A 19264-nucleotide genomic window follows, 5' to 3' on the forward strand; every position below is an offset into this window, starting at 1 on the left:
ATGAGTTAAACTCATTACCTCAGAAAATCCTATGACTATAAAACTCATTGCTATTGATATGGACGGCACATTGTTGCTGCCAGACCACACCATTTCTCCAGCCGTCAAAGCAGCAATCGCCAGCGCGCGCGAACGCGGTGTAAACGTTGTTTTGTGTACCGGACGCCCTTTTGCAGGTGTTGAGAGCTATCTCAGAGAACTGCATATGGATAAGCCGAACGATTACTGCATTACCTACAATGGTGCACTGGTTCAGAAGGCAAGCGACGGTAGCACTGTGGCGCAAACTGCGCTGAGCTACGATGATTACCGCTTCCTGGAACAACTTTCCCGTGATGTCGGTTCTCACTTCCATGCGTTGGACCGCCATACGTTGTACACCGCTAACCGTGACATCAGCTACTACACCGTTCATGAATCTTTTATCGCCAACATCCCTCTGGTGTTCAGCGAGCCAGAAAATATGGATAGAAATGGCGCATTCCTGAAAGTGATGATGATCGATGAGCCTGCAATTCTGGATAAAGCCATCGCTAAAATTCCAGATGATGTGTATGAGCGCTATACACTGCTGAAAAGCTCCCCTTACTTTCTCGAGATCCTCGATAAGCGTGTCAACAAAGGCACTGGCGTGAAAGCGCTGGCCGAAACACTCGGCATCAAGCAAGAAGAAGTGATGACGCTGGGCGATCAGGAAAACGATATTGCGATGCTGGAATACGCCGGGATGGGTGTTGCGATGGAAAACGCTATCGATAAAGTGAAAGAAGTCAGTAACTTTGTGACTAAATCCAATCTTGAAGATGGCGTTGCGTACGCGATTGAGAAGTTTGTTCTGAACGATCAATAAAATATGAGCCTTGGCATCTGTCATTGCTGAGGCTTATATATTGATACTCATCGAATCATATCCCTTAGACATTTGTGATGCCTTTCCTGACATTGTCCGCTGGACTGTGGTTGGGCTGCCACTTACAACTGGGCTGCGAGAGCGTCAGCTATACAGGCACCCAGTTCACCATGGCGTGGATCATGATTTTCATCCAACCTCATTACTGGTTTGCTGATCCGCATGTGGCCATGCTGCTATTTTATGGAACCATGGTGGGCGTACTGGTTCTGGCTGTGATCATGCTGGTGGTACGCATGTTCAAAGAACATCTATCTTTATCATCGTCTTAGGGTAAAGCCATGACTAAACAAATCACCTTTGCACCACGCAACCATCAACTCACCAACATCAATACCTGGACCCCAGACAGCCAATGGCTGGTGTTTGACGTGCGCCCATCTGGTGCGTCATTTACCAGCGAAACCATTGAACGTGTGAATATACATACTGGCGAAGTTGAGGTCGTATATCGCGCTTCACAAAGTGCACATGTTGGTGTTGTGACGGTGAACCCTCAGCAACCCGAGCGTTTTGTCTTTATTCATGGCCCGGAAAACCCAGATTCTGATTGGCAGTACGACTTTCATCATCGCCGTGGTGTGGTGGTCGCAAACGGAATAGCAACCAATCTGGATGCGATGTCTCTTACCCCGCCATTTACCCCTGGTGCATTGCGAGGCGGCAGCCATGTTCATGTCTGGAGCCCGGACGGTTCGCGTCTGAGCTTCACTTATAACGACCATGTAATGCATGAATACGATGCGGCGAAAGATTTGCGTAACGTTGGCGTTGCGCTACCTTTTGGCCCTGTCATTCCGGTAAAACAACATCCTCGTGAATATGACGGCAGCCATTATTGTGTGCTGGTTAGCCGCACCACGCCATCACCAAAGCCGGGTAGTGATGAGATTAATCGTGCGTACGAAGAAGGCTGGGTGGGTAACAGCGGTTATCGAAAACCGGATGGCAACCAGCAGCGTTGGGCGCTAGCGTTTATTGGTGACACGCTTTCAGTGACTGGTAATAAAGTACCGGAACTGTTTATTGTTGATTTGCCGGATAACAAAGAAGCTTATTTCCAGGCGGGTGCCGAACCTATTGAAGGTACACAAACCACGTTACCTGCACCGCCTGCGGGCGTGGAGCAACGGCGCCTTACGTTTACTCATCAGCGCCGATACCCAGGTTTAACCACTCAGCCACGACACTGGGTACGTAGCAGCCCGGATGGCAGTTTGCTGGCGTTCTTGATGCGCGATGATGCTGGGGTAGTACAAATGTATCTGCTGTCACCTAATGGTGGCGAGCCACGCCAACTTACGCATGGGAAAGACGATATCCAGTCTGCATTTAACTGGCATCCGTCCGGGAAAGCATTGGGATTTGTGCAGAGTAATCAGATTGTATTGTGTGAGGCGAGTAGCGGGAAAGTGATGATGCTAACGCAGCCAAATGATAGCGCGCCTTCAGCAGATGCCGTGGTGTTTTCACCTGATGGAAAACACATTGCGTGGATGCAGGATATTGACGGTTTCCGCCAATTGTTTATGACGGAAACAGGTAATTAATTACTGAACTGGTGGGATCACAGAATTGGTTGCCAGATTCTTGCTCTCGCTAGCTTCTACTTGAGATTTCAGTGACTTGTCGTTGCGTAACATATCCCACGGCAATAGCACAGTATCCATCACTGCGGTAAACGGCATATCCAGTGCCACAAAGGGTTTGTATCCCCAGCTTGTCTCGCCGTCAGCCAGCATTTCGTAACTTGCGCGAGTGCCTGGATAGTACCCTTCTTGCCCACCTGTGTGCGTCATAACGCTTGAGCATCCGCTCACAGTGAGTAACCCGCTGCCCAGAATTATTGTTGGAAGATAGCTTTTCATCATCACTGTTAATTTTCGTTTTTAAGGGCCTTTTCTGGCCTGGTTGCATGGGGGTTATATCACCCATACAGAGAATTAATATATTGCTGTTACCACTCTGTGGTGGTTATCGCAGATAAATCCGGTTTACTACGTAGTCAGTCTATGTGCTGACAGCTGAAGCCGCAAAAAATTTCCATTTGTGGCCTTGAAAAGCGTGAATGAGGACCGATTTTAGGGATGTAGTCTGAAGAAGTACGCCGCAAGGGTACTTGGTTTTCGAAGCCTGTCCATGATGGAAGGCAATGTTTGATTCTCGCTGATTTCAGGAGTTTTAATTTATGCGTAATTTCGATTTATCCCCGCTTTATCGTTCAGCAATTGGTTTTGACCGTTTGTTTAACTTGCTGGAAAATAACCAAAGCCAAAGCAACGGTGGGTATCCTCCATACAATGTTGAATTGGTTGACGAAAATAACTATCGCATTGCGATTGCTGTTGCCGGATTCGCGGAAAGCGAACTGGAAATTACAGCCCAGGATAACCTACTCGTTGTAAAAGGCGCGCACGCAGACCCGCAACCAGAGCGCACTTATCTCTATCAGGGGATTGCCGAGCGTAATTTCGAACGTAAATTCCAGTTGGCGGAACATATCCACATCCGTGGCGCTAACCTGGTTAACGGCCTGCTGTATATCGATCTGGAGCGTGTGGTTCCGGAATCAATGAAGCCGCGCCGTATCGAAATCAACTAATTCTGTGGGTCGCATAAGCGGCCCACGATATACCCAAAAGATGGGCTCGCCGTAAGGGAGCCGATACCAGTTCGCATACTGGTAAGACTTAACTCGCTTCAAAGAAGGAGAAAACTTATGCGTAATCATGATTTATCACCTCTGCTGCGTCAGTGGATCGGTTTTGACAAACTGGCTAATGCCTTACAAACCAGCAACGAAGGCCAGTCATTCCCGCCTTACAACATTGAAAAAGGCGATGATAACCACTACCGCATTACACTTGCGCTGGCAGGGTTCCGCCAGGAAGACCTTGAGATTGAACTGGAAGGAACACGTCTGCATGTAAAAGGGACACCGGTAAAATCAGAGAAAGAAACAACCTGGTTGCATCAAGGGTTAGTGACTCAGCCATTTAGCTTAAGCTTTACCCTGGCGGAATACATGAAAGTGTCTGGAGCGACCTTTACCAATGGTCTGCTTCATATCGACCTGGTACGTGAGATTCCTGAAGCGGTTGCACCGAAGCGCATCGCAATCAGTGAGCGTCCAGCACTGGATAGCTAATTGTCACTACTGCTCTTTAGGCCCCATTTTATGGGGCCTTTTTTGTGCTCTGTACCCCAGTAACTCTCTGCGCTGTCTGCCAGAATCCCTGATAACAATAATGTTATTCACAGGGAATGCTTCGATGAGTGGAATAGCGTTAACAGTCAGTATGTTGGCTTTGGTCGCGGTCGTCGGCTTGTGGATTGGCAACATCAAAATTCGCGGGGTTGGCTTTGGCATAGGCGGCGTGTTATTCGGCGGTATTATCGTCGGCCACTTCATCAATCAGGCTGGTGTTAGCTTGAATGGCGACATGCTCCACTTCATTCAGGAATTTGGCCTGATTCTGTTCGTCTACACCATCGGTATTCAAGTCGGGCCTGGTTTCTTCTCTTCCTTACGCGTTTCCGGCTTGCGCCTCAACCTCTTTGCCATCCTCATTGTGGTGATAGGTGCGCTGGTCACTGCTCTCATCTATAAAATATTCGATGTTCCGCTGCCGGTGGTTCTGGGCATTTTCTCGGGTGCTGTAACCAACACTCCGGCATTAGGGGCGGGCCAGCAAATTCTGACGGATCTTGGCACACCTTCGGAATTGGTCGATAAAATGGGGATGAGCTATGCGATGGCATATCCTTTCGGTATTTGCGGAATCCTCTTTACCATGTGGCTGATTCGCATGGCATTTCGTATTAACGTCGATCAAGAAGCGAAGCATTTTGATAGCAGTTCTGGTCAGTATCACCCCCAACTGCAGACCATGAATATTTGCGTCGCCAACCCTAACCTCAACGGCTTGCCCATTCAGGACGTGCCGGTCCTTAATAGCGACACCATTATTTGTTCACGCCTGAAACGCGGTGAACTGCTGATGGTGCCCGCACCCGGCACCGTCATACAAACCGGAGATTTACTGCACCTGGTTGGCCAGGAAAAAGATCTGCACTCTGCTCTGTTGGTGATCGGTCAGCAAGTGGATACCTCGCTGTCCACCCGCGGTACCGACTTGCGTGTGGAGCGCGTGGTGGTGACCAACGAGAAAGTGCTCGGCAAGAAAATCCGCGATCTGCATTTCAAGCAAAAGTATGACGTGGTTATCTCTCGTCTGAATCGTGCGGGTATCGAACTGGTTGCCAGCAGCAATGCCAATCTGCAATTTGGTGACATCCTAAATCTGGTCGGTCGTCCTGAATCAATAGAAGCCGTTGCAGCTGAAGTGGGTAACGCGCAACAAAAACTCCAGCAAGTGCAAATGCTACCGGTATTTATTGGTATCGGGCTGGGTGTGCTGCTGGGTTCTATTCCACTTTTCATTCCAGGATTCCCGGTTGCATTGCGCCTTGGGTTAGCGGGCGGCCCGCTCATTATGGCGATAATACTTGGGCGGATTGGCAGCATCGGCACGCTGTACTGGTTTATGCCACCGAGCGCTAACCTCGCGTTGCGTGAGCTGGGAATTGTGCTGTTCCTGGCGGTTGTCGGCCTGAAATCTGGTGGCGATTTTGTTGGCACCTTGCTACATGGTGACGGTGTTAGCTGGATTGGTTACGGCATTCTGATTACCGGTATTCCATTGCTGGTCACAGCATTGCTGGCAAGATTGCTGGCCAAAATGAACTACCTGACGCTTTGCGGCATGCTGGCAGGTTCGATGACCGATCCGCCTGCACTGGCCTTCGCTAACGGTTTGCATGCTACCAGCGGTGCAGCAGCCTTGTCTTACGCTACCGTTTATCCACTGGTGATGTTCTTGCGCATTATCACGCCGCAATTATTAGCCGTTATGTTCTGGATGTAATCAAAGACCAGGGAATCACGTTGGGGTGAGGTGATGTATCCTCACCCTCGTTTGCGTTTCCAGAAAGCGCTATTTAGCCTTCGCCAGGTACTGTGCCATCTCTTCTTCTGGCACCATCCCGCCGCCTGTCGCCCAAACGATATGAGTCGCGTTTTGCAGTTGTTCAGCGGTGAAGTTGTGCATCTGATGGTAACTCGCATCAGCACTAACATGCAGTGGGCCAGGCATACCGGCTAGTGCAGAAGGCTCCAGGTAAATGTTTTCTTCTTCTGCCAGCCAGCCGAGCAATCTGTACATCGTCTGGTCTTCAAGGGTATAGAAACCGTCGAGCAGGCGTTGCATTGCTCTTCCTACAAACCCAGAAGCGCGCCCTACCGCCAGGCCATCGGCAGCAGTAACGTTATCAATACCTAAATCTTGTACGGAAATCGCATCGTGCAGGCCGGTATAAACCCCAAGCAGCATACAAGGTGAGTGAGTTGGTTCGGCAAAGAAGCAGTGAACGTTATCGCCGAATGCCATTTTCAGGCCAAATGCCACGCCACCAGGCCCACCGCCTACTCCACACGGTAGATAGACAAACAACGGGTGTTGCTCATCAACAATGCGCCCAAGCTGTGCGAACTGCTCTTTCAGGCGCTGGCCTGCAACTGAGTAGCCAAGGAACAGCGTGCGGGAGTTTTCATCATCGATAAAGAAACAGTTGGGATCGGCTTCGGCTGCTTTGCGGCCTTGTTCAACGGCCACACCGTAATCTTGCTCGTACTCAACCACGATAACGCCATGGCTGCGCAATTTTGCCTTTTTCCATGCGCGGGCGTCAGCGGACATGTGCACGGTGACATTAAAACCAATGCGGGCGCTCATGATGCCGATGGATAAGCCCAGGTTGCCGGTTGAGCCAACGGCGATGCTGTACTGACTAAAGAAGTCTTTAAATTCAGGTGTCAGCAACTTGCTGTAGTCATCTTCGGTTGTGAGCAGCCCGGCTTCCAGAGCCAGTTTTTCGGCGTGTGTCAGGACTTCATAAATTCCGCCGCGTGCTTTAATCGAGCCTGAAATGGGTAAATGGCTGTCTTTTTTCAACAGCAATTGGCCGCGGATTTTTTGCAGATACTCTGCTTCCAGGCGTTTTTGCATTGCCGGAATGGCCACCAGTTCTGACTCGATAATACCCTTAGTTGCTGCCGTTTCCGGGAATGCTTTCGCCAGATAAGGGGCAAAACGAGTCAGGCGATCATGGGCATCCTGCACATCTTCAGCTGTCAGACCGACATAAGGCAAGCCTTCGGCAAACGTTGTGGTTGCTGGATTGAACCAACGAGTTTCTTGCAGAGCAACGAGCTCGCTAACCAGTGGAAACTGTTGAATTAAAGTATTTATTTCAGCGTTTTTCATAAGACAATCTCTTTGCGCTTAGATGATAAATGAAAGCAGGAACGTAGCGCCCAGTGCCAGCAGAGAGGCGATAAATGTCGCCGTTGTATAATATTTAAATGTTTCGTTGAGTGTTGCACCGCAATACTGTTTCACCAGCCAGAACAGTGAATCAGTCACGATGGTGCAACCAATTGCACCGGAGCCGATAGCAATCGTGATAATTTCCGGACTAACGTTGGGATACAGAGGCAGCATTGGAGCGACAATCGCGGTTGCCCCCATCATCGCAACAGTTGCAGAGCCTACTGCGGCGTGCAAAATCAAAGCGACCAGCCATGCCAGTAAAATGGGATGCATGTGCAAGTTAGACAGCAACACCGCTAGCGAATCCGCCAGACCACTGGTTTTAAGGATGGCGTTAAACGCCCCGCCAGCACCGATAATCAGCAAAATATTGGCGATAGAACCGAAGCCATTTTCCGTATGCGTCAGCATTGTGCTCATGCTCATATGCTGGCGTAATCCAAGGACGTAATAGGCGACAAATACGGCGATAAACATGGCGGTAATCGGGTTACCGATAAACTCCAGTACCGTATACAAAGTCCCGCCTTTCACCATATTCAGCTCGGCGACGGTTTTGACCAGCATCAGGCCGATGGGCAGCAAAACGGTAAATAGCGTCGCACCAAGTGAAGGTAATGATTCCTCATTACGTACTTTTAGGTCAGAAAATTCGGCAGGTACGGCTTTAAACGGCAGACGATTGCCAATTAATTTCAGGAATAACGGCCCGCCAACCAGAGATGCGGTCAATCCTACAAGCAAACCGTAAACAATCACGGTGCCGACATCCGCCCCCAGCTTGTTGGTGACGTAGAGTGCCGCCGGATGTGGTGGAACAACGCAATGCACGGCCATTAATGCAGTACACAATGGTATCGCCAGTTTCAGCAGAGAGGTATTGGTCTTTTTCGCGATAGAAAACGCCAGTGGGATCAGCAGAACCACGCCCACTTCCACGAACAGCGTGATACCGCAAATCAACCCCACCAGAACCATGATGACGTCTGCAGACAACCAGCGACAGCGCTGTAATGCCAGACCAATACGTTCGGCCCCGCCGGAGACCTCCATCATCTTGCCCAAAATTGTACCCAGGCCGATAACCGCGGCGAGGAACCCTAAGGTACTGCCGATGCCGCTTTCAATGGCGTTGACCATATCCAGTGGGCTCATGCTCATCATCGTGCCGACAAAAAAGCTGGCCAGCAGTAATGCGAGGAAAGGGTGAAACTTCAGTTTTACGATGGTTAACACAATCAAAATGATGCTACTAAGCAGCGTACCTACAACCCAGATCTGAGATTCCATATCCCACCTCGTTGAGCGATTTATCTGCCGCTATTGGATAAAAATCGCCACGGGCTGACAAACGATATAAATAGCCTTTCAGATGATGTGGATTGATTCAAAAGAGTGATTCAGGTTGTAAAATGGAGCTGAAATTAGACTTTGGTTCAATTTTTTGCATCTTAAAACTGAGGATCACCGTGAATCTTTTTACAATATGAGCCAGGTTAACTTACCCAAAGGCCGCTATGGACCCGCTTCGTGAAGTCAGAAATCGCTTACTCAATGGCTGGCAGTTATCCAAACTCTATACGTTTGAAGTTGCTGCGCGGCATCAATCCTTCGCCCTGGCGGCAGAAGAACTTTCACTAAGTTCGAGCGCGGTCAGCCACCGAATTAATCAGCTTGAGCAGGAGTTGGGGATCCAGTTATTTGTGCGTTCGCATCGCAAAGTGGAACTGACTCATGAAGGTAAGCGTGTTTTCTGGGCATTAAAATCTTCACTGGATACGCTCAACCAGGAAATTCTGGATATCAAAAACCAGGAGCTATCGGGTTTATTGACTATTTATTCGCGTCCTTCCATTGCTCAGTGTTGGCTGGTGCCCGTGCTGGGGGATTTTACGCGGCAATATCCTTCCATTTCACTGACCATTCTCACTGGCAACGACAACGTGAATTTACAGCGTGCAGGTGTTGATTTGGCGCTCTATTTTGACGATGAACCTTCATCGCACTTAACCCATCATTTTTTGATGGATGAAGCTATCTTGCCGGTTTGTAGCCCGGAATACGCACGGCGTTTTGAGTTAAAAAACAAACCCGCACATTTGCGAAATTGCACGCTGCTGCATGACAGGCAGGCATGGAGTAACGATTCGGGTACCGACGAATGGCACAGTTGGGCGCAACACTTTTCAGTCAGTTTGCCCTCTTCATCAGGCATTGGATTCGATCGCTCAGATTTAGCGGTGATTGCCGCTGTAAACCAGGTGGGTGTGGCTATGGGGAGAAAAAGGTTGGTGCAAAAATGGTTGGATCGCGGTGATCTGGTCGCGCCTTTTGGCGAAAAGACATTGAAGTGCCATCAGCATTATTACGCCACCACGCTCCCGGGGCGGCAATGGCCAAAAATTGAAGCGTTTATTCAATGGCTGCAATCTCAGATTTGATTTTGGTAGTGCAACACCTTCAATCACATTCCGAAAAAACGAGTTAGTTGTAACTTTCAGTTGAAGCGGCTCGTCAATTTATGTATTTTTATGCAAATAAAGTGCATAAATAATTTAACGGAGCGCAAAATGTTCAGGAAGTTTGCAAAATCAGTGGTTTTCGCCGGGTGTGTGGTTTCCGCCGTTCTTTCATCCGCTTATGCCGCACAACAAACCTATGTTGTGGGATCAGGTGGGACTTACCGCCCGTTTGAATTTGAAAACAGCCAGAAGCAACTGGAAGGTTTTGATATCGACATCATCAAAGCCATCGCTAAAGCAGAAGGTTTTGACATCAAACTGGTTAACACGCCATGGGAAGGTATTTTCGCCACGCTGAATTCCGGTGACCGCGACATCATCATTTCTGGCATCACAATCACCGATAAACGTAAAGCGATGGTCGATTTCTCGGCACCCTATTTCCCAGCAGAGCAGTCCATCGTGGTGCCGAACGATTCCAAAGTAGATTCCGTTGACGCGCTCAAAGGCCTGAAAGTGGGCGTGGTGAACTCAAGCGCTGGCGACACTGTGGTTTCCGACACGCTAGGTAAAAACAGTACCGACATCAAACGTTTTGATAACACACCGTTGATGCTGCAAGAGCTGGCCGAAGACGGTATTAATGCAGCAGTGGGCGATGTAGGCGTCGTGAAGTACTACATCAAATCCCATCCGGAAAAAGCGCTGAAAGCGGTTAAAGACAATAAATTTGAACGCCAGTATTTCGGTATCGCAGTGGCGAAAGACAACCAGGAGCTGCTGGGTAAAATCAACGCAGGCCTGAAGAAAATCGTTGCTGACGGGACTTACGCAAAAATCTATTCCACCTGGTTTGATAGCAACGTTCCAACCCTCCCCGCTGAATAATTTCGTATGACTTGGGGCCGTTTCGGCCCCAACAAGGACAGGTATGACCGGATTTCGCTGGGAGATAATCTCAGAATACGCGCCCCTTTTTATGCAGGGCGCGCTCATGACCATCAAGTGCACCATCATTTGCGTTATTTTAGGTACGACCTGGGGCTTGCTGCTCGGGTTGGGTCGTATGGCTCACGCCGAAGATGGCCCATGGAAACATGTATTGCGCTTTGCCGTGCAGTGGCCGGTGCGCGTTTACGTGAGTGCATTCCGTGGCACACCGCTGTTTGTACAAATTATGGTGGTTCACTTCGCACTGGTGCCACTGTTTATCAACCCGCGAGATGGCATGTTGGTGACTAGTGGGTTGATGTCGACAGATTTTGCCCGCGAACTCCGCTCTGAATACGGCGCGTTTCTCTCATGCGTAGTGGCGATTACGCTTAACGCGGGGGCTTACGTTTCGGAAATCTTCCGTGCGGGCATTCAGTCTATCGACAAAGGCCAAATGGAAGCTTCCCGTGCGCTGGGTATGGGTTGGGGCAAAACGATGCGTAAAGTGATTTTGCCGCAGGCGTTCCGCCGCATTCTGCCGCCGCTGGGCAATAACGCTATTGCCATTGTAAAAGATTCCTCGCTAGCTTCGGCGATTGGTCTGGCTGACCTGGTTTACGCAGCACGTACCGTTTCGGGCGCTTATGCTACCTATTGGGAACCGTACCTGACGATTTCACTGGTTTACTGGGTGCTGACGTTCATGCTTTCGCTGATGGTACAACACATGGAAAAGAGGTTTGGCAAAAGTGATTCACGTTAAGGATTTACAGAAACAGTTCGGTAAAACCCATGTCCTGCGTGGCATTTCATGTGATGTCGCGCCGCAGGAAGTCGTGTGTGTGATTGGCCCATCTGGCTCCGGTAAAAGTACCTTTCTGCGCTGTTTAAACGCGCTAGAAAAGCCAGATGGCGGTGAAGTTTTGGTGAACGGTTTTGCGGTTCACGATCCGAAAACCAACCTGAATACGCTGCGTGCTGGCGTGGGCATGGTGTTCCAGCGCTTTAACTTATTCCCGCATATGACGGTACTTGAAAACCTGACGATGGCACCAATGTCGCTTAAAGGTTTGTCGAAAGCCGAAGCCGTAACGCGCGCGGAAAAACTGCTGCAAAAAGTTGGTCTGATAGACAAAATCGATGCCTGGCCGTCGAGTCTTTCTGGGGGGCAACAGCAGCGAGTTGCGATTGCCCGAGCGTTGGCAATGGAACCGTCGATCATTTTGTTTGATGAGCCGACTTCTGCCTTAGACCCGGAGCTGGTGGGTGAAGTGTTGGCAGTAATGAAGCAGCTGGCACTGGAAGGCATGACGATGGTTATCGTGACGCACGAAATGGGTTTTGCCCGTGAAGTCGCTGACCGCGTGGTGTTTATAGACCAGGGCGTGATTCAGGAACAGGGACCACCGTCGCAGCTATTCAGTAACCCGACCAACCCACGTACTAAAGAGTTTTTGAGTAAGGTGCTTTAGCCCTGTACACCCCCTTCATCCTCTCCCTTTTAGGGAGAGGATGAAGGTAAAAATTAAACCGCTTCTTCATACTGCTGAAACTTATGCGACAGCGGCAGCCAGCAGAATAAAATCAACACGCCCATTGCCGTCATCAACATACCTAAGCTGAATTGCCCGGTTTGCGGCAGCAACGCGGAAAACCAGGCCATCGCCCCTGAACCAATATTTTGCAGCCCGCCAACCAACGCGCCCGCAGTACCTGCAAGGAACGGAAACGGTTCCATTGCACCGCTGGTTGCCAGTGGGAACAGCATTCCGGCACCGAAGAAAAACAGCGCGGCAGGCACCAGAAGGGTCCAGATATTCATCACGCCGAACCAACCTGGGATCCACATTAAAATGCCAGCAAACAGGCAACTCAACACAGCCTGCCACATCAGCGATGAAAACCGTACGCTCTGGCGGGCGGCATACCAGGAACCAAAGAACGCCGCAGGAATTGGCAGAATAAACAGAATACTCACCACCACGCCATTTAGCCCCAGCACGCCGCCCATCAACACACCGGAGCAGGCTTCAAACACCGCAACGCCCGCAAGCCCGCCGACCAACATCAGCAAATAGCAGTTAAATGAACCATTGCCGAGCAATGTTTTATAGCTCGCCACCAGACGCTGAGGTTTAGCCTGGACCGGGCGAGTTTCCGGCAGCCAGCGCAGCATGCAGAAGGCTACAATGGCACACAGCACCAGCAGGAAACCGTAACAAGCACGCCAGCCCCATACTGAATCGAGCATCCCGCCAATCACCGGAGCCAGCAGTGGGCTGACCAAAATCCCCATATTCAACAAACTATTGGCATAACGAAGCGATGTGCCTTCGTAAAGGTCGCGTGGCATGGTTCGCGCCATCACGCCTGCAACGCCGGTTCCCATTCCCTGTAACGCACTGGCAATTACCAGCGCCGACAGGCTCGTGGTAAACAGCGCCCAAATTGTGGCGAGAATAAAAATGCTCATACCCGCCAGAATCACCGGACGGCGGCCAATGCGGTCTGAAATCGGCCCGTAGAAAAGTTGCGATATGCCGTAGGTCAGCAGATAGGCGGCCATCACACTCTGAATTGCGCCACTGCGCACACCAAAGTCGTGAGCCATATCAGGAATCGAGGGAATATAAATGGTTTGCGTCATCTGCCCGACGGCAACCAGCAAAATTAACATCATCAACAGATGAATATGGGCTAATTTTTTCATTTTCTCAGGTGTGTTGTAGGGATTTAGATGCCAATCGTCAGTGTATAAAACTGACTACGCCAAAAAATCGAGAGGAATCTACCATATCCAGAGAGGTAACCCTATGGCGTAATGCTTTTTGATCGAGGGATAAAATGGCAGCATGTAAAGCATGATCGGCAATTTTTGTTGCCAGCGAAACGGCAGTAGCGGTTTATTAAAGGAAGGCGGTTTCCCGCCTTCCTTTGGTACGACTTAAAGAAGATGAATTACCTGAAGTATTTCATGGCGACTTCAAGCAGTTGCAACAACGCAACCATGAGTTTCAGAAACAAAATAGCCAGTTCCATCAATCCCATACGTTTTCTCCTGTGGCCAGGAGCACTTTCAACGTACGCGCCTTTCCGCTGCCTGTAGTCCGCTGAATTTGTTGATATTTCTAGATGTGCTCTCTGAGGTTAAGGCACTGACGGCACCACCCGTTTCAGCCAGGACTTGTATTTCGCGGCGGATTGCGGCCTCAAGTCACATCTCTATCAACATCATCAGTATACTCATTATGCTGTATAAATAAACAGTATAATGATGAAAGTGCGAACAACTTCGCAAGCAGAATATTTATGATTTGCTCACAATAGCAGCAAGTATTTGCACCGCTGTGGGTTTCGTCGTATATTTTGGGGGTTGATGTTTCTAGATGTGCAATGCAGAAACCGGCACTTTGCAGTAAAACAAAAGACCTCGCCTCACCAGCGGGGTTTTTTGTTTTTGTGCCTGCCTCGCAGAAACTGCACATCGTTCGCTGTATATAAATTGGATATTAAATTTTCTGAACAGGAGCATTGAATGCACGGACCCGATCCTAAAAATAAGCATCCAATGGAAGGTTTTCCGCAGGTTTGTTTTATTAAAAATACGATCACCAATCCGAACATCATCGTCGGCGATTACACCTATTATGATGATCTGCAAGATTCAGAAAATTTTGAGCGCAATGTGCTCTATCACTTCCCCTTTCTTGGCGACAAACTGATCATTGGCAAATTCTGCGCCATCGCTAGAGGTGTACAGTTCATTATGAATGGCGCGAACCATAAGCTTTCCGGCATTTCTACTTATCCGTTTCAAATATTTGGCAATGGCTGGGAACAGGTCATGCCCGCGCCGGATGACTTGCCCTACAAAGGCGACACGGTGATTGGCAATGACGTGTGGATTGGCTACGAAGCGCTGATTATGCCGGGCGTGAAAATTGGCAATGGTGCAATCATCTCTTCCCGAGCGGTAGTCACAGCTGATGTACCGGCTTACAGTATTGTGGGTGGCAACCCAGCGAAAGTGATTAAGACGCGCTTCCCGCAGCAAGATATTGAAGGGCTAGAAGCATTAGCCTGGTGGGACTGGCCGGTCGAAAAAATTAGCCAGCATCTGAAAGATATCGTTTCAGGAGATATTTCGAGTTTATTGGAAAAAGGGCGCTGAATTGCCAGCCGTTGCGCTAATTAAAATAGCCGTGTGGAACTGACTGCCCAAAACCATCGCCGCTGTCGGTGCTGTTATCCATGCGTCCTCTGGCTTCCAACCTATCCGCGCGCATTTGCTCACTTATTGCCCGACGCTGTTCTGTGGTTAAATTTTCGCGGTTGTAGTAGGGATCAGGGTGTTGTGTGCGGATAAACGCGTCGTCTGCTTCAGATGGGCTATGTGTGCGATGCCCGTCGTAACCTGAGGTATCCGAAGAACAGCCGGAAATAGCGAGCGGGATAAGCAACATCAGAGCATATTTGTAAGCCATATTTCTTCCTGAAACAGCGCGATTGAAGACGGTGAATATGCAGCGTAGCACGGAAAATATTCCTGCGACTGTATGCCGCAACTCAATTCGACGAAATGTTTAAACACACTCTTTCCAACCACTTTTCTCGCGAGCTTTCATTTGCGGATTACCCTTAATGAGCTTGCTAATCATTCGTGAACTGAATCCTGGAGAGAAACATGATTAAGCATCGTTTTTCCGCCTTGTTACTGAGCGCGCTGTTGCTGAGCGTTGGGGCCATGGCTGCACCTGATAATGTGATTAAACCGACACGCGGCACCATTGATGCCGTGACTAGCAATTCGCTCGAAATCACCACGCGGCAGGGTGAAAAGCTTTCTGTTGGGCTTACAGACAGCACGAAAGTGAATAGCGTCAGCCAGGCGAAAATGAGTGACATCAAGCCTGATAGTTTTATTGGAACCGCGGCTGTAGTGCAGTCTGATGGCACGCTAAAAGCGCTGGAAGTTCATGTGTTTGCACCAAGCCTGCGTGGCTCTGGTGAAGGGTTCAACCCCTTTGAGTCGGCTGATGGCAACGTGAACACCATGACCAACGGTACTGTCGGTAAACTGGTGAACAGCAAGGGCCGTACCATGACAGTGAAGGTTAAAGACCAGGAGAAAACGGTGATCGTGCCGGATGACGTACCGGTGGTGCTGATTACCCCAGGTGATAAATCGCTATTGAAGGCGGGAGCTAAAGTCGTGCTGCACACGGTGAAAGACGATAACGGCAAACTGGTCGCCCGCGGTGTTTCGGTTGGCAAAGACGGATTGACGCCGCCGATGTGAGTTTTGAACGCTGACTAATGGTTGTTTTATTATTAGCTAAATCATGAGCTAATATAATTATTAGTAGGTATTTATGGGGTGCTATAGTCTTTTTTGTAATATTTATTGTTTTTTAATATTTATTGATAATAAAATTTATAGTTGTAGCAAGTTAGGTTTATTTATAGATAAAGATTGGGGGTAATTAGCATAACTACAAATGAACTTTTAATTAGATATAGATAATATTACTAATGAAGGGTGTCATCCTGGTAAGTAGCTTCAGACATTATGCAATTAAAATTGCATATATCCTATTTGGATGCACTGATAATTTCTCCTGGTATGCTATTTGACCGGTAATTGAAGCGCTGCTAACAAAATGGCGGAAGATCACAGGAGTTGAACCTGCCCGGCACCGCTGGCGGCACCAACTGGATTTGAAGTCCAGCCGCCTCACCGGAGACGACGATCTTCCTAGCCTCGATTGCTACATGGAGGCGGTGCGCAGTATACCGAGTTTTTTGCGCTTACCAAACAATGCTTTCCCGTTTCCCCAATGATTCCTCCAATACTATTAGCCGGATCAATTAAATCGTTCACAAACCACTCGTTTAGCAAATCTTAGCCTGCAAAGAGAGCGACTCCGCTCACACTTATCAAGAAACGTAATCTGATAACCAGAAATTAGAATTCCGACCTTTCTCCTGATGCTTTACAACCGTTATGCCCGTCCTCATTCGAGCTGCATCTTAGTTGGCTGCACTCACTCACCCGAATCACTTACCTATGTAAGCTTATCGGGAATCGTTCATTTGCCGCCGCGATGCAGGTCGAATGAGTTAGGGCATACATCAAAATATCACGCTCATTCTTGCCAGGTGTGCCGCGCCAGCCGGTTATCCGCTCAGTTGGCCCGCCACCTCCAAAGAATTTCAGCATTTAAAGGACTGCATAATGAAAATTAGTGACGGTAACTGGCTCATCCAGCCTGGGCTTGCGTTGATTCACCCGATTCAGGTGTTCGACGTGGAGCAAAACGGCAACGAGATGGTGGTGTATGCGGGCACGAAAGATGTCAGCGAACGTGGCAATCAGCTTGATACACCACTGTTTACGTTGCGCTTCCTCTCACCGCAGGAAGGTATTGTCGGTGTGCGTATTGAACACTTCCAGGGGGCGGTGAATAACGGCCCACATTACCCGCTCAACGTCTTGCAAGACGTGAAAGTCACAATGCAAAACACCGCTGAGTTCGCTGAGCTGAAAAGTGGCAACCTGGCTGTGCGTGTGACCAAGGGCAACGACTGGGCGCTGGATTTCCTGCGTGACGGCGTGCGCATCACTGGTAGTGCATTCAAAAACAACGGCTACGTACAGGACGGTAACAGCGGTAATACGCATATGTTCGAGCGCCTGGATTTAGGTGTTGGCGAAACTGTTTATGGCCTCGGCGAACGTTTTACTGCACTGGTGAAAAACGGCCAAACGGTAGAAACCTGGAACCGCGACGGTGGTACTAGCACTGAGCAATCCTACAAAAACATCCCGTTCTACCTCACCAACCGTGGTTACGGTGTGCTGGTTAATCATCCCGAATGTGTTTCCTTTGAAGTGGGTTCCGAAAAAGTTTCCAAAGTGCAGTTCAGTGTGGAAGGCGAATACCTCGAATACTTTGTGATTGACGGGCCGACACCAAAAGCGGTGCTTGACCGTTATACCCGCTTCACTGGCCGCCCGGCATTGCCGCCAGCGTGGTCTTTTGGCCTGTGGCTCACCACTTCATTTACCACCAATTACGACGAAGCGACGGTAAACAGCTTTATCGACGGCATGGCCGAGCGTAATTTGCCGCTGCACGTCTTCCACTTCGACTGCTTCTGGATGAAAGCCTTCCAGTGGTGCGATTTTGAGTGGGATCCGGTGACTTTCCCGGACCCGGAAGGCATGTTGAAACGCCTGAAAGCGCGTGGTCTGAAAATTTGCGTGTGGATTAACCCGTATATTGGCCAAAAATCCCCACTATTCCGCGAAGGCATGGAAAAAGGTTATCTGCTCAAACGCCCGAACGGCGCGGTGTGGCAGTGGGATAAATGGCAGCCAGGGCAGGGGATTGTTGATTTCACTAATCCGGCGGCGTGCGAATGGTATGCAGGACACTTGAAACGCCTGGTACGCATGGGTGTGGATTGCTTTAAAACCGACTTCGGTGAGCGCATCCCAACGAATGTGGTGTGGCACGACGGCAGCGACCCACAGAAAATGCACAACCATTATGCGTTCATCTATAACGAACTGGTGTGGAACGTGCTCAAACAAGAACTTGGCGACGAAGAAGCGGTACTGTTTGCTCGTTCGGCTTCGGTTGGCGCGCAACAATTCCCAGTTCACTGGGGCGGTGACTGCTACGCCAACTATGAATCCATGGCGGAAAGCCTGCGCGGTGGGTTGTCACTGGGGATGTCTGGTTTCGGATTCTGGAGCCACGACATCGGCGGCTTTGAAAATACTGCACCAGCCCATGTCTATAAACGCTGGTGTGCGTTTGGGCTGCTCTCCAGCCATAGCCGTCTGCATGGTAGTAAATCGTACCGTGTGCCATGGGCGTATGACGATGAAGCTTGCGATGTGGTGCGCCACTTCACGCAGTGGAAATCACGCATGATGCCGTATCTGTATCGCCAGGCGGCACAAGCAGCAGAATTCGGTACGCCGATGATGCGTGCCATGATGCTGGAGTTCCCGGACGATCCTGGTTGCGATTATCTCGACCGCCAGTACATGCTGGGCGATTCGGTGATGGTTGCACCGGTGTTCACTGAAGCGGGCGATGTGCAATTTTATCTACCAGAAGGCCGCTGGACGCATCTGTTCAACAATGCTGAGGCACAAGGCAGCCGCTGGCATAAAGAGAAACATGATTTCCAAAGCCTGCCAGTGTACGTGCGTGACAACACGCTGTTAGCGTTGGGCAACAACGACCAAAAACCGGATTACGCATGGCACGAAGGTACCGCCTTCCAGTTGTTTAATTTGGACAATGGACGCGAGGCTATCTGCGAAGTCCCGGCAACAGACGGTTCAATTATCTACACGCTGAAAGTTAAGCGAGAAGGCAACTCACTGACGGTGCAAGGTGAAGGCCAGGCGAAAAACTGGACGCTGTGCTTGCGCAATATCGGCAAGGTGCAGAGCGTTAAGCAAGGCCGCAGCATTGTGGGTGAGCAGGGAGTGGTGATTGCACCAGATTCGCACGAATCGCGTTTGGTGATTGAGCTGTAATATTTAT

The 19264-nt window shown here is 49.6% G+C and carries 19 protein-coding genes, 1 tRNA gene and 1 other annotated feature; of the genes, 13 read left to right on the forward strand and 7 right to left on the reverse strand.

The window, feature by feature from the left end; translation table 11 throughout:
- Positions 1 to 31: 31 nt before the first annotated feature.
- The 3 genes from yidA (at position 32) to FH968_RS06900 (ending at position 2460) form a co-directional block, all read left to right on the forward strand.
- Positions 32 to 850 carry a sugar-phosphatase gene (gene yidA / locus FH968_RS06895; RefSeq protein WP_139878407.1) on the forward strand — a complete coding sequence of 273 codons (819 nt, stop codon included), beginning with the start codon at positions 32 to 34 and terminating at the stop codon, positions 848 to 850.
- A gap of 182 nt (positions 851 to 1032) precedes the next feature.
- Complete coding sequence (locus FH968_RS23650; protein WP_189389026.1) at positions 1033 to 1182, forward strand: hypothetical protein; 150 nt, start codon at positions 1033 to 1035, stop codon at positions 1180 to 1182.
- Between the two features lie 9 nt (positions 1183 to 1191).
- On the forward strand, positions 1192 to 2460 hold the full coding sequence (locus FH968_RS06900; RefSeq protein WP_139878408.1) for a DUF3748 domain-containing protein: 1269 nt from the start codon (positions 1192 to 1194) through the stop codon (positions 2458 to 2460).
- Here FH968_RS06900 and FH968_RS06905 read toward each other — a convergent pair whose 3' ends face one another.
- Entirely contained in the window at positions 2461 to 2781 is a 321-nt protein-coding gene (locus FH968_RS06905; RefSeq protein ID WP_139878409.1) for a YceK/YidQ family lipoprotein, read from the reverse strand.
- 247 nt (positions 2782 to 3028) lie between these two features.
- Positions 3029 to 3105, forward strand: a sequence feature (ROSE (Repression Of Heat Shock gene Expression) occurs in the 5'-region of heat shock genes and acts as an RNA thermometer to modulate expression.).
- Between FH968_RS06905 and ibpA the strand changes: the two genes are divergently transcribed.
- The 3 genes from ibpA to FH968_RS06920 all read left to right on the forward strand — a co-directional run bounded on the left by ibpA (position 3099) and on the right by FH968_RS06920 (position 5838).
- The gene (gene ibpA / locus FH968_RS06910) at positions 3099 to 3512 is read left to right on the forward strand and encodes a small heat shock chaperone IbpA (RefSeq protein WP_139878410.1); all 414 of its coding nucleotides are present in this window, start codon (positions 3099 to 3101) and stop codon (positions 3510 to 3512) included. Its footprint overlaps the feature before it by 7 nt.
- A 117-nt stretch (positions 3513 to 3629) precedes the next feature.
- Positions 3630 to 4058: a small heat shock chaperone IbpB gene (gene ibpB / locus FH968_RS06915; RefSeq protein WP_139878411.1), complete on the forward strand. Its 429-nt coding sequence runs from the start codon at positions 3630 to 3632 to the stop codon at positions 4056 to 4058.
- Positions 4059 to 4182: 124 nt separating this feature from the next.
- On the forward strand, positions 4183 to 5838 hold the full coding sequence (locus FH968_RS06920) for a putative transporter (RefSeq protein ID WP_139878412.1): 1656 nt from the start codon (positions 4183 to 4185) through the stop codon (positions 5836 to 5838).
- 69 nt (positions 5839 to 5907) lie between these two features.
- Here the strand turns inward: FH968_RS06920 and dsdA are convergent, their stop codons facing one another.
- Positions 5908 to 7236 (reverse strand): D-serine ammonia-lyase, encoded by a 1329-nt coding sequence (dsdA, locus tag FH968_RS06925; RefSeq protein ID WP_139878413.1) that lies wholly within the window; start codon positions 7234 to 7236, stop codon positions 5908 to 5910.
- An 18-nt stretch (positions 7237 to 7254) separates the two neighbouring features.
- Positions 7255 to 8592, reverse strand: a complete 1338-nt coding sequence (gene dsdX, locus FH968_RS06930) for a D-serine transporter DsdX (protein ID WP_139878414.1) — start codon at positions 8590 to 8592, stop codon at positions 7255 to 7257.
- Positions 8593 to 8819: 227 nt separating this feature from the next.
- Between dsdX and dsdC the strand changes: the two genes are divergently transcribed.
- From dsdC to FH968_RS06950, 4 genes are all read left to right on the forward strand, one after another.
- Positions 8820 to 9743 carry a DNA-binding transcriptional regulator DsdC gene (dsdC, locus tag FH968_RS06935; RefSeq protein WP_139878415.1) on the forward strand — a complete coding sequence of 308 codons (924 nt, stop codon included), beginning with the start codon at positions 8820 to 8822 and terminating at the stop codon, positions 9741 to 9743.
- A 129-nt stretch (positions 9744 to 9872) separates the two neighbouring features.
- On the forward strand, positions 9873 to 10652 hold the full coding sequence (locus tag FH968_RS06940) for a basic amino acid ABC transporter substrate-binding protein (RefSeq protein ID WP_139878416.1): 780 nt from the start codon (positions 9873 to 9875) through the stop codon (positions 10650 to 10652).
- 43 nt (positions 10653 to 10695) lie between these two features.
- Positions 10696 to 11460, forward strand: coding sequence for an amino acid ABC transporter permease (locus FH968_RS06945; protein ID WP_139878417.1), 765 nt, complete (start codon positions 10696 to 10698; stop codon positions 11458 to 11460).
- Positions 11447 to 12169, forward strand: coding sequence for an amino acid ABC transporter ATP-binding protein (locus FH968_RS06950; protein WP_139878577.1), 723 nt, complete (start codon positions 11447 to 11449; stop codon positions 12167 to 12169). The genes FH968_RS06945 and FH968_RS06950 overlap by 14 nt, the downstream gene beginning before the upstream one ends.
- 53 nt (positions 12170 to 12222) lie before the next feature.
- Here the strand turns inward: FH968_RS06950 and emrD are convergent, their stop codons facing one another.
- Positions 12223 to 13407, reverse strand: a complete 1185-nt coding sequence (gene emrD, locus FH968_RS06955) for a multidrug efflux MFS transporter EmrD (RefSeq protein ID WP_139878418.1) — start codon at positions 13405 to 13407, stop codon at positions 12223 to 12225.
- Between the two features lie 248 nt (positions 13408 to 13655).
- Complete coding sequence (gene tisB / locus FH968_RS06960) at positions 13656 to 13745, reverse strand: type I toxin-antitoxin system toxin TisB (protein ID WP_139878419.1); 90 nt, start codon at positions 13743 to 13745, stop codon at positions 13656 to 13658.
- Positions 13746 to 14232: 487 nt separating this feature from the next.
- Between tisB and FH968_RS06965 the strand changes: the two genes are divergently transcribed.
- Positions 14233 to 14868, forward strand: coding sequence for a Vat family streptogramin A O-acetyltransferase (locus tag FH968_RS06965; protein WP_139878420.1), 636 nt, complete (start codon positions 14233 to 14235; stop codon positions 14866 to 14868).
- 16 nt (positions 14869 to 14884) lie between these two features.
- Here FH968_RS06965 and FH968_RS06970 read toward each other — a convergent pair whose 3' ends face one another.
- Positions 14885 to 15181 carry a hypothetical protein gene (locus tag FH968_RS06970; RefSeq protein ID WP_139878421.1) on the reverse strand — a complete coding sequence of 99 codons (297 nt, stop codon included), beginning with the start codon at positions 15179 to 15181 and terminating at the stop codon, positions 14885 to 14887.
- Between the two features lie 200 nt (positions 15182 to 15381).
- Between FH968_RS06970 and FH968_RS06975 the strand changes: the two genes are divergently transcribed.
- Entirely contained in the window at positions 15382 to 15996 is a 615-nt protein-coding gene (locus FH968_RS06975; protein WP_139878422.1) for a hypothetical protein, read from the forward strand.
- A 362-nt stretch (positions 15997 to 16358) separates the two neighbouring features.
- On the opposite strand, the gene FH968_RS06980 is transcribed toward FH968_RS06975, so the two are convergent.
- A tRNA-Sec gene (locus FH968_RS06980) sits at positions 16359 to 16453 on the reverse strand.
- Positions 16454 to 16932: 479 nt separating this feature from the next.
- On the opposite strand from FH968_RS06980, the gene yicI reads away from it, so the two are divergent.
- Positions 16933 to 19257, forward strand: a complete 2325-nt coding sequence (gene yicI, locus FH968_RS06985; RefSeq protein WP_139878423.1) for an alpha-xylosidase — start codon at positions 16933 to 16935, stop codon at positions 19255 to 19257.
- Positions 19258 to 19264: the final 7 nt, after the last annotated feature.

Origin of the sequence: Buttiauxella sp. B2 (genome assembly GCF_006376615.1) — a bacterium.
Classification (GTDB): Bacteria; Pseudomonadota; Gammaproteobacteria; order Enterobacterales; family Enterobacteriaceae; genus Buttiauxella.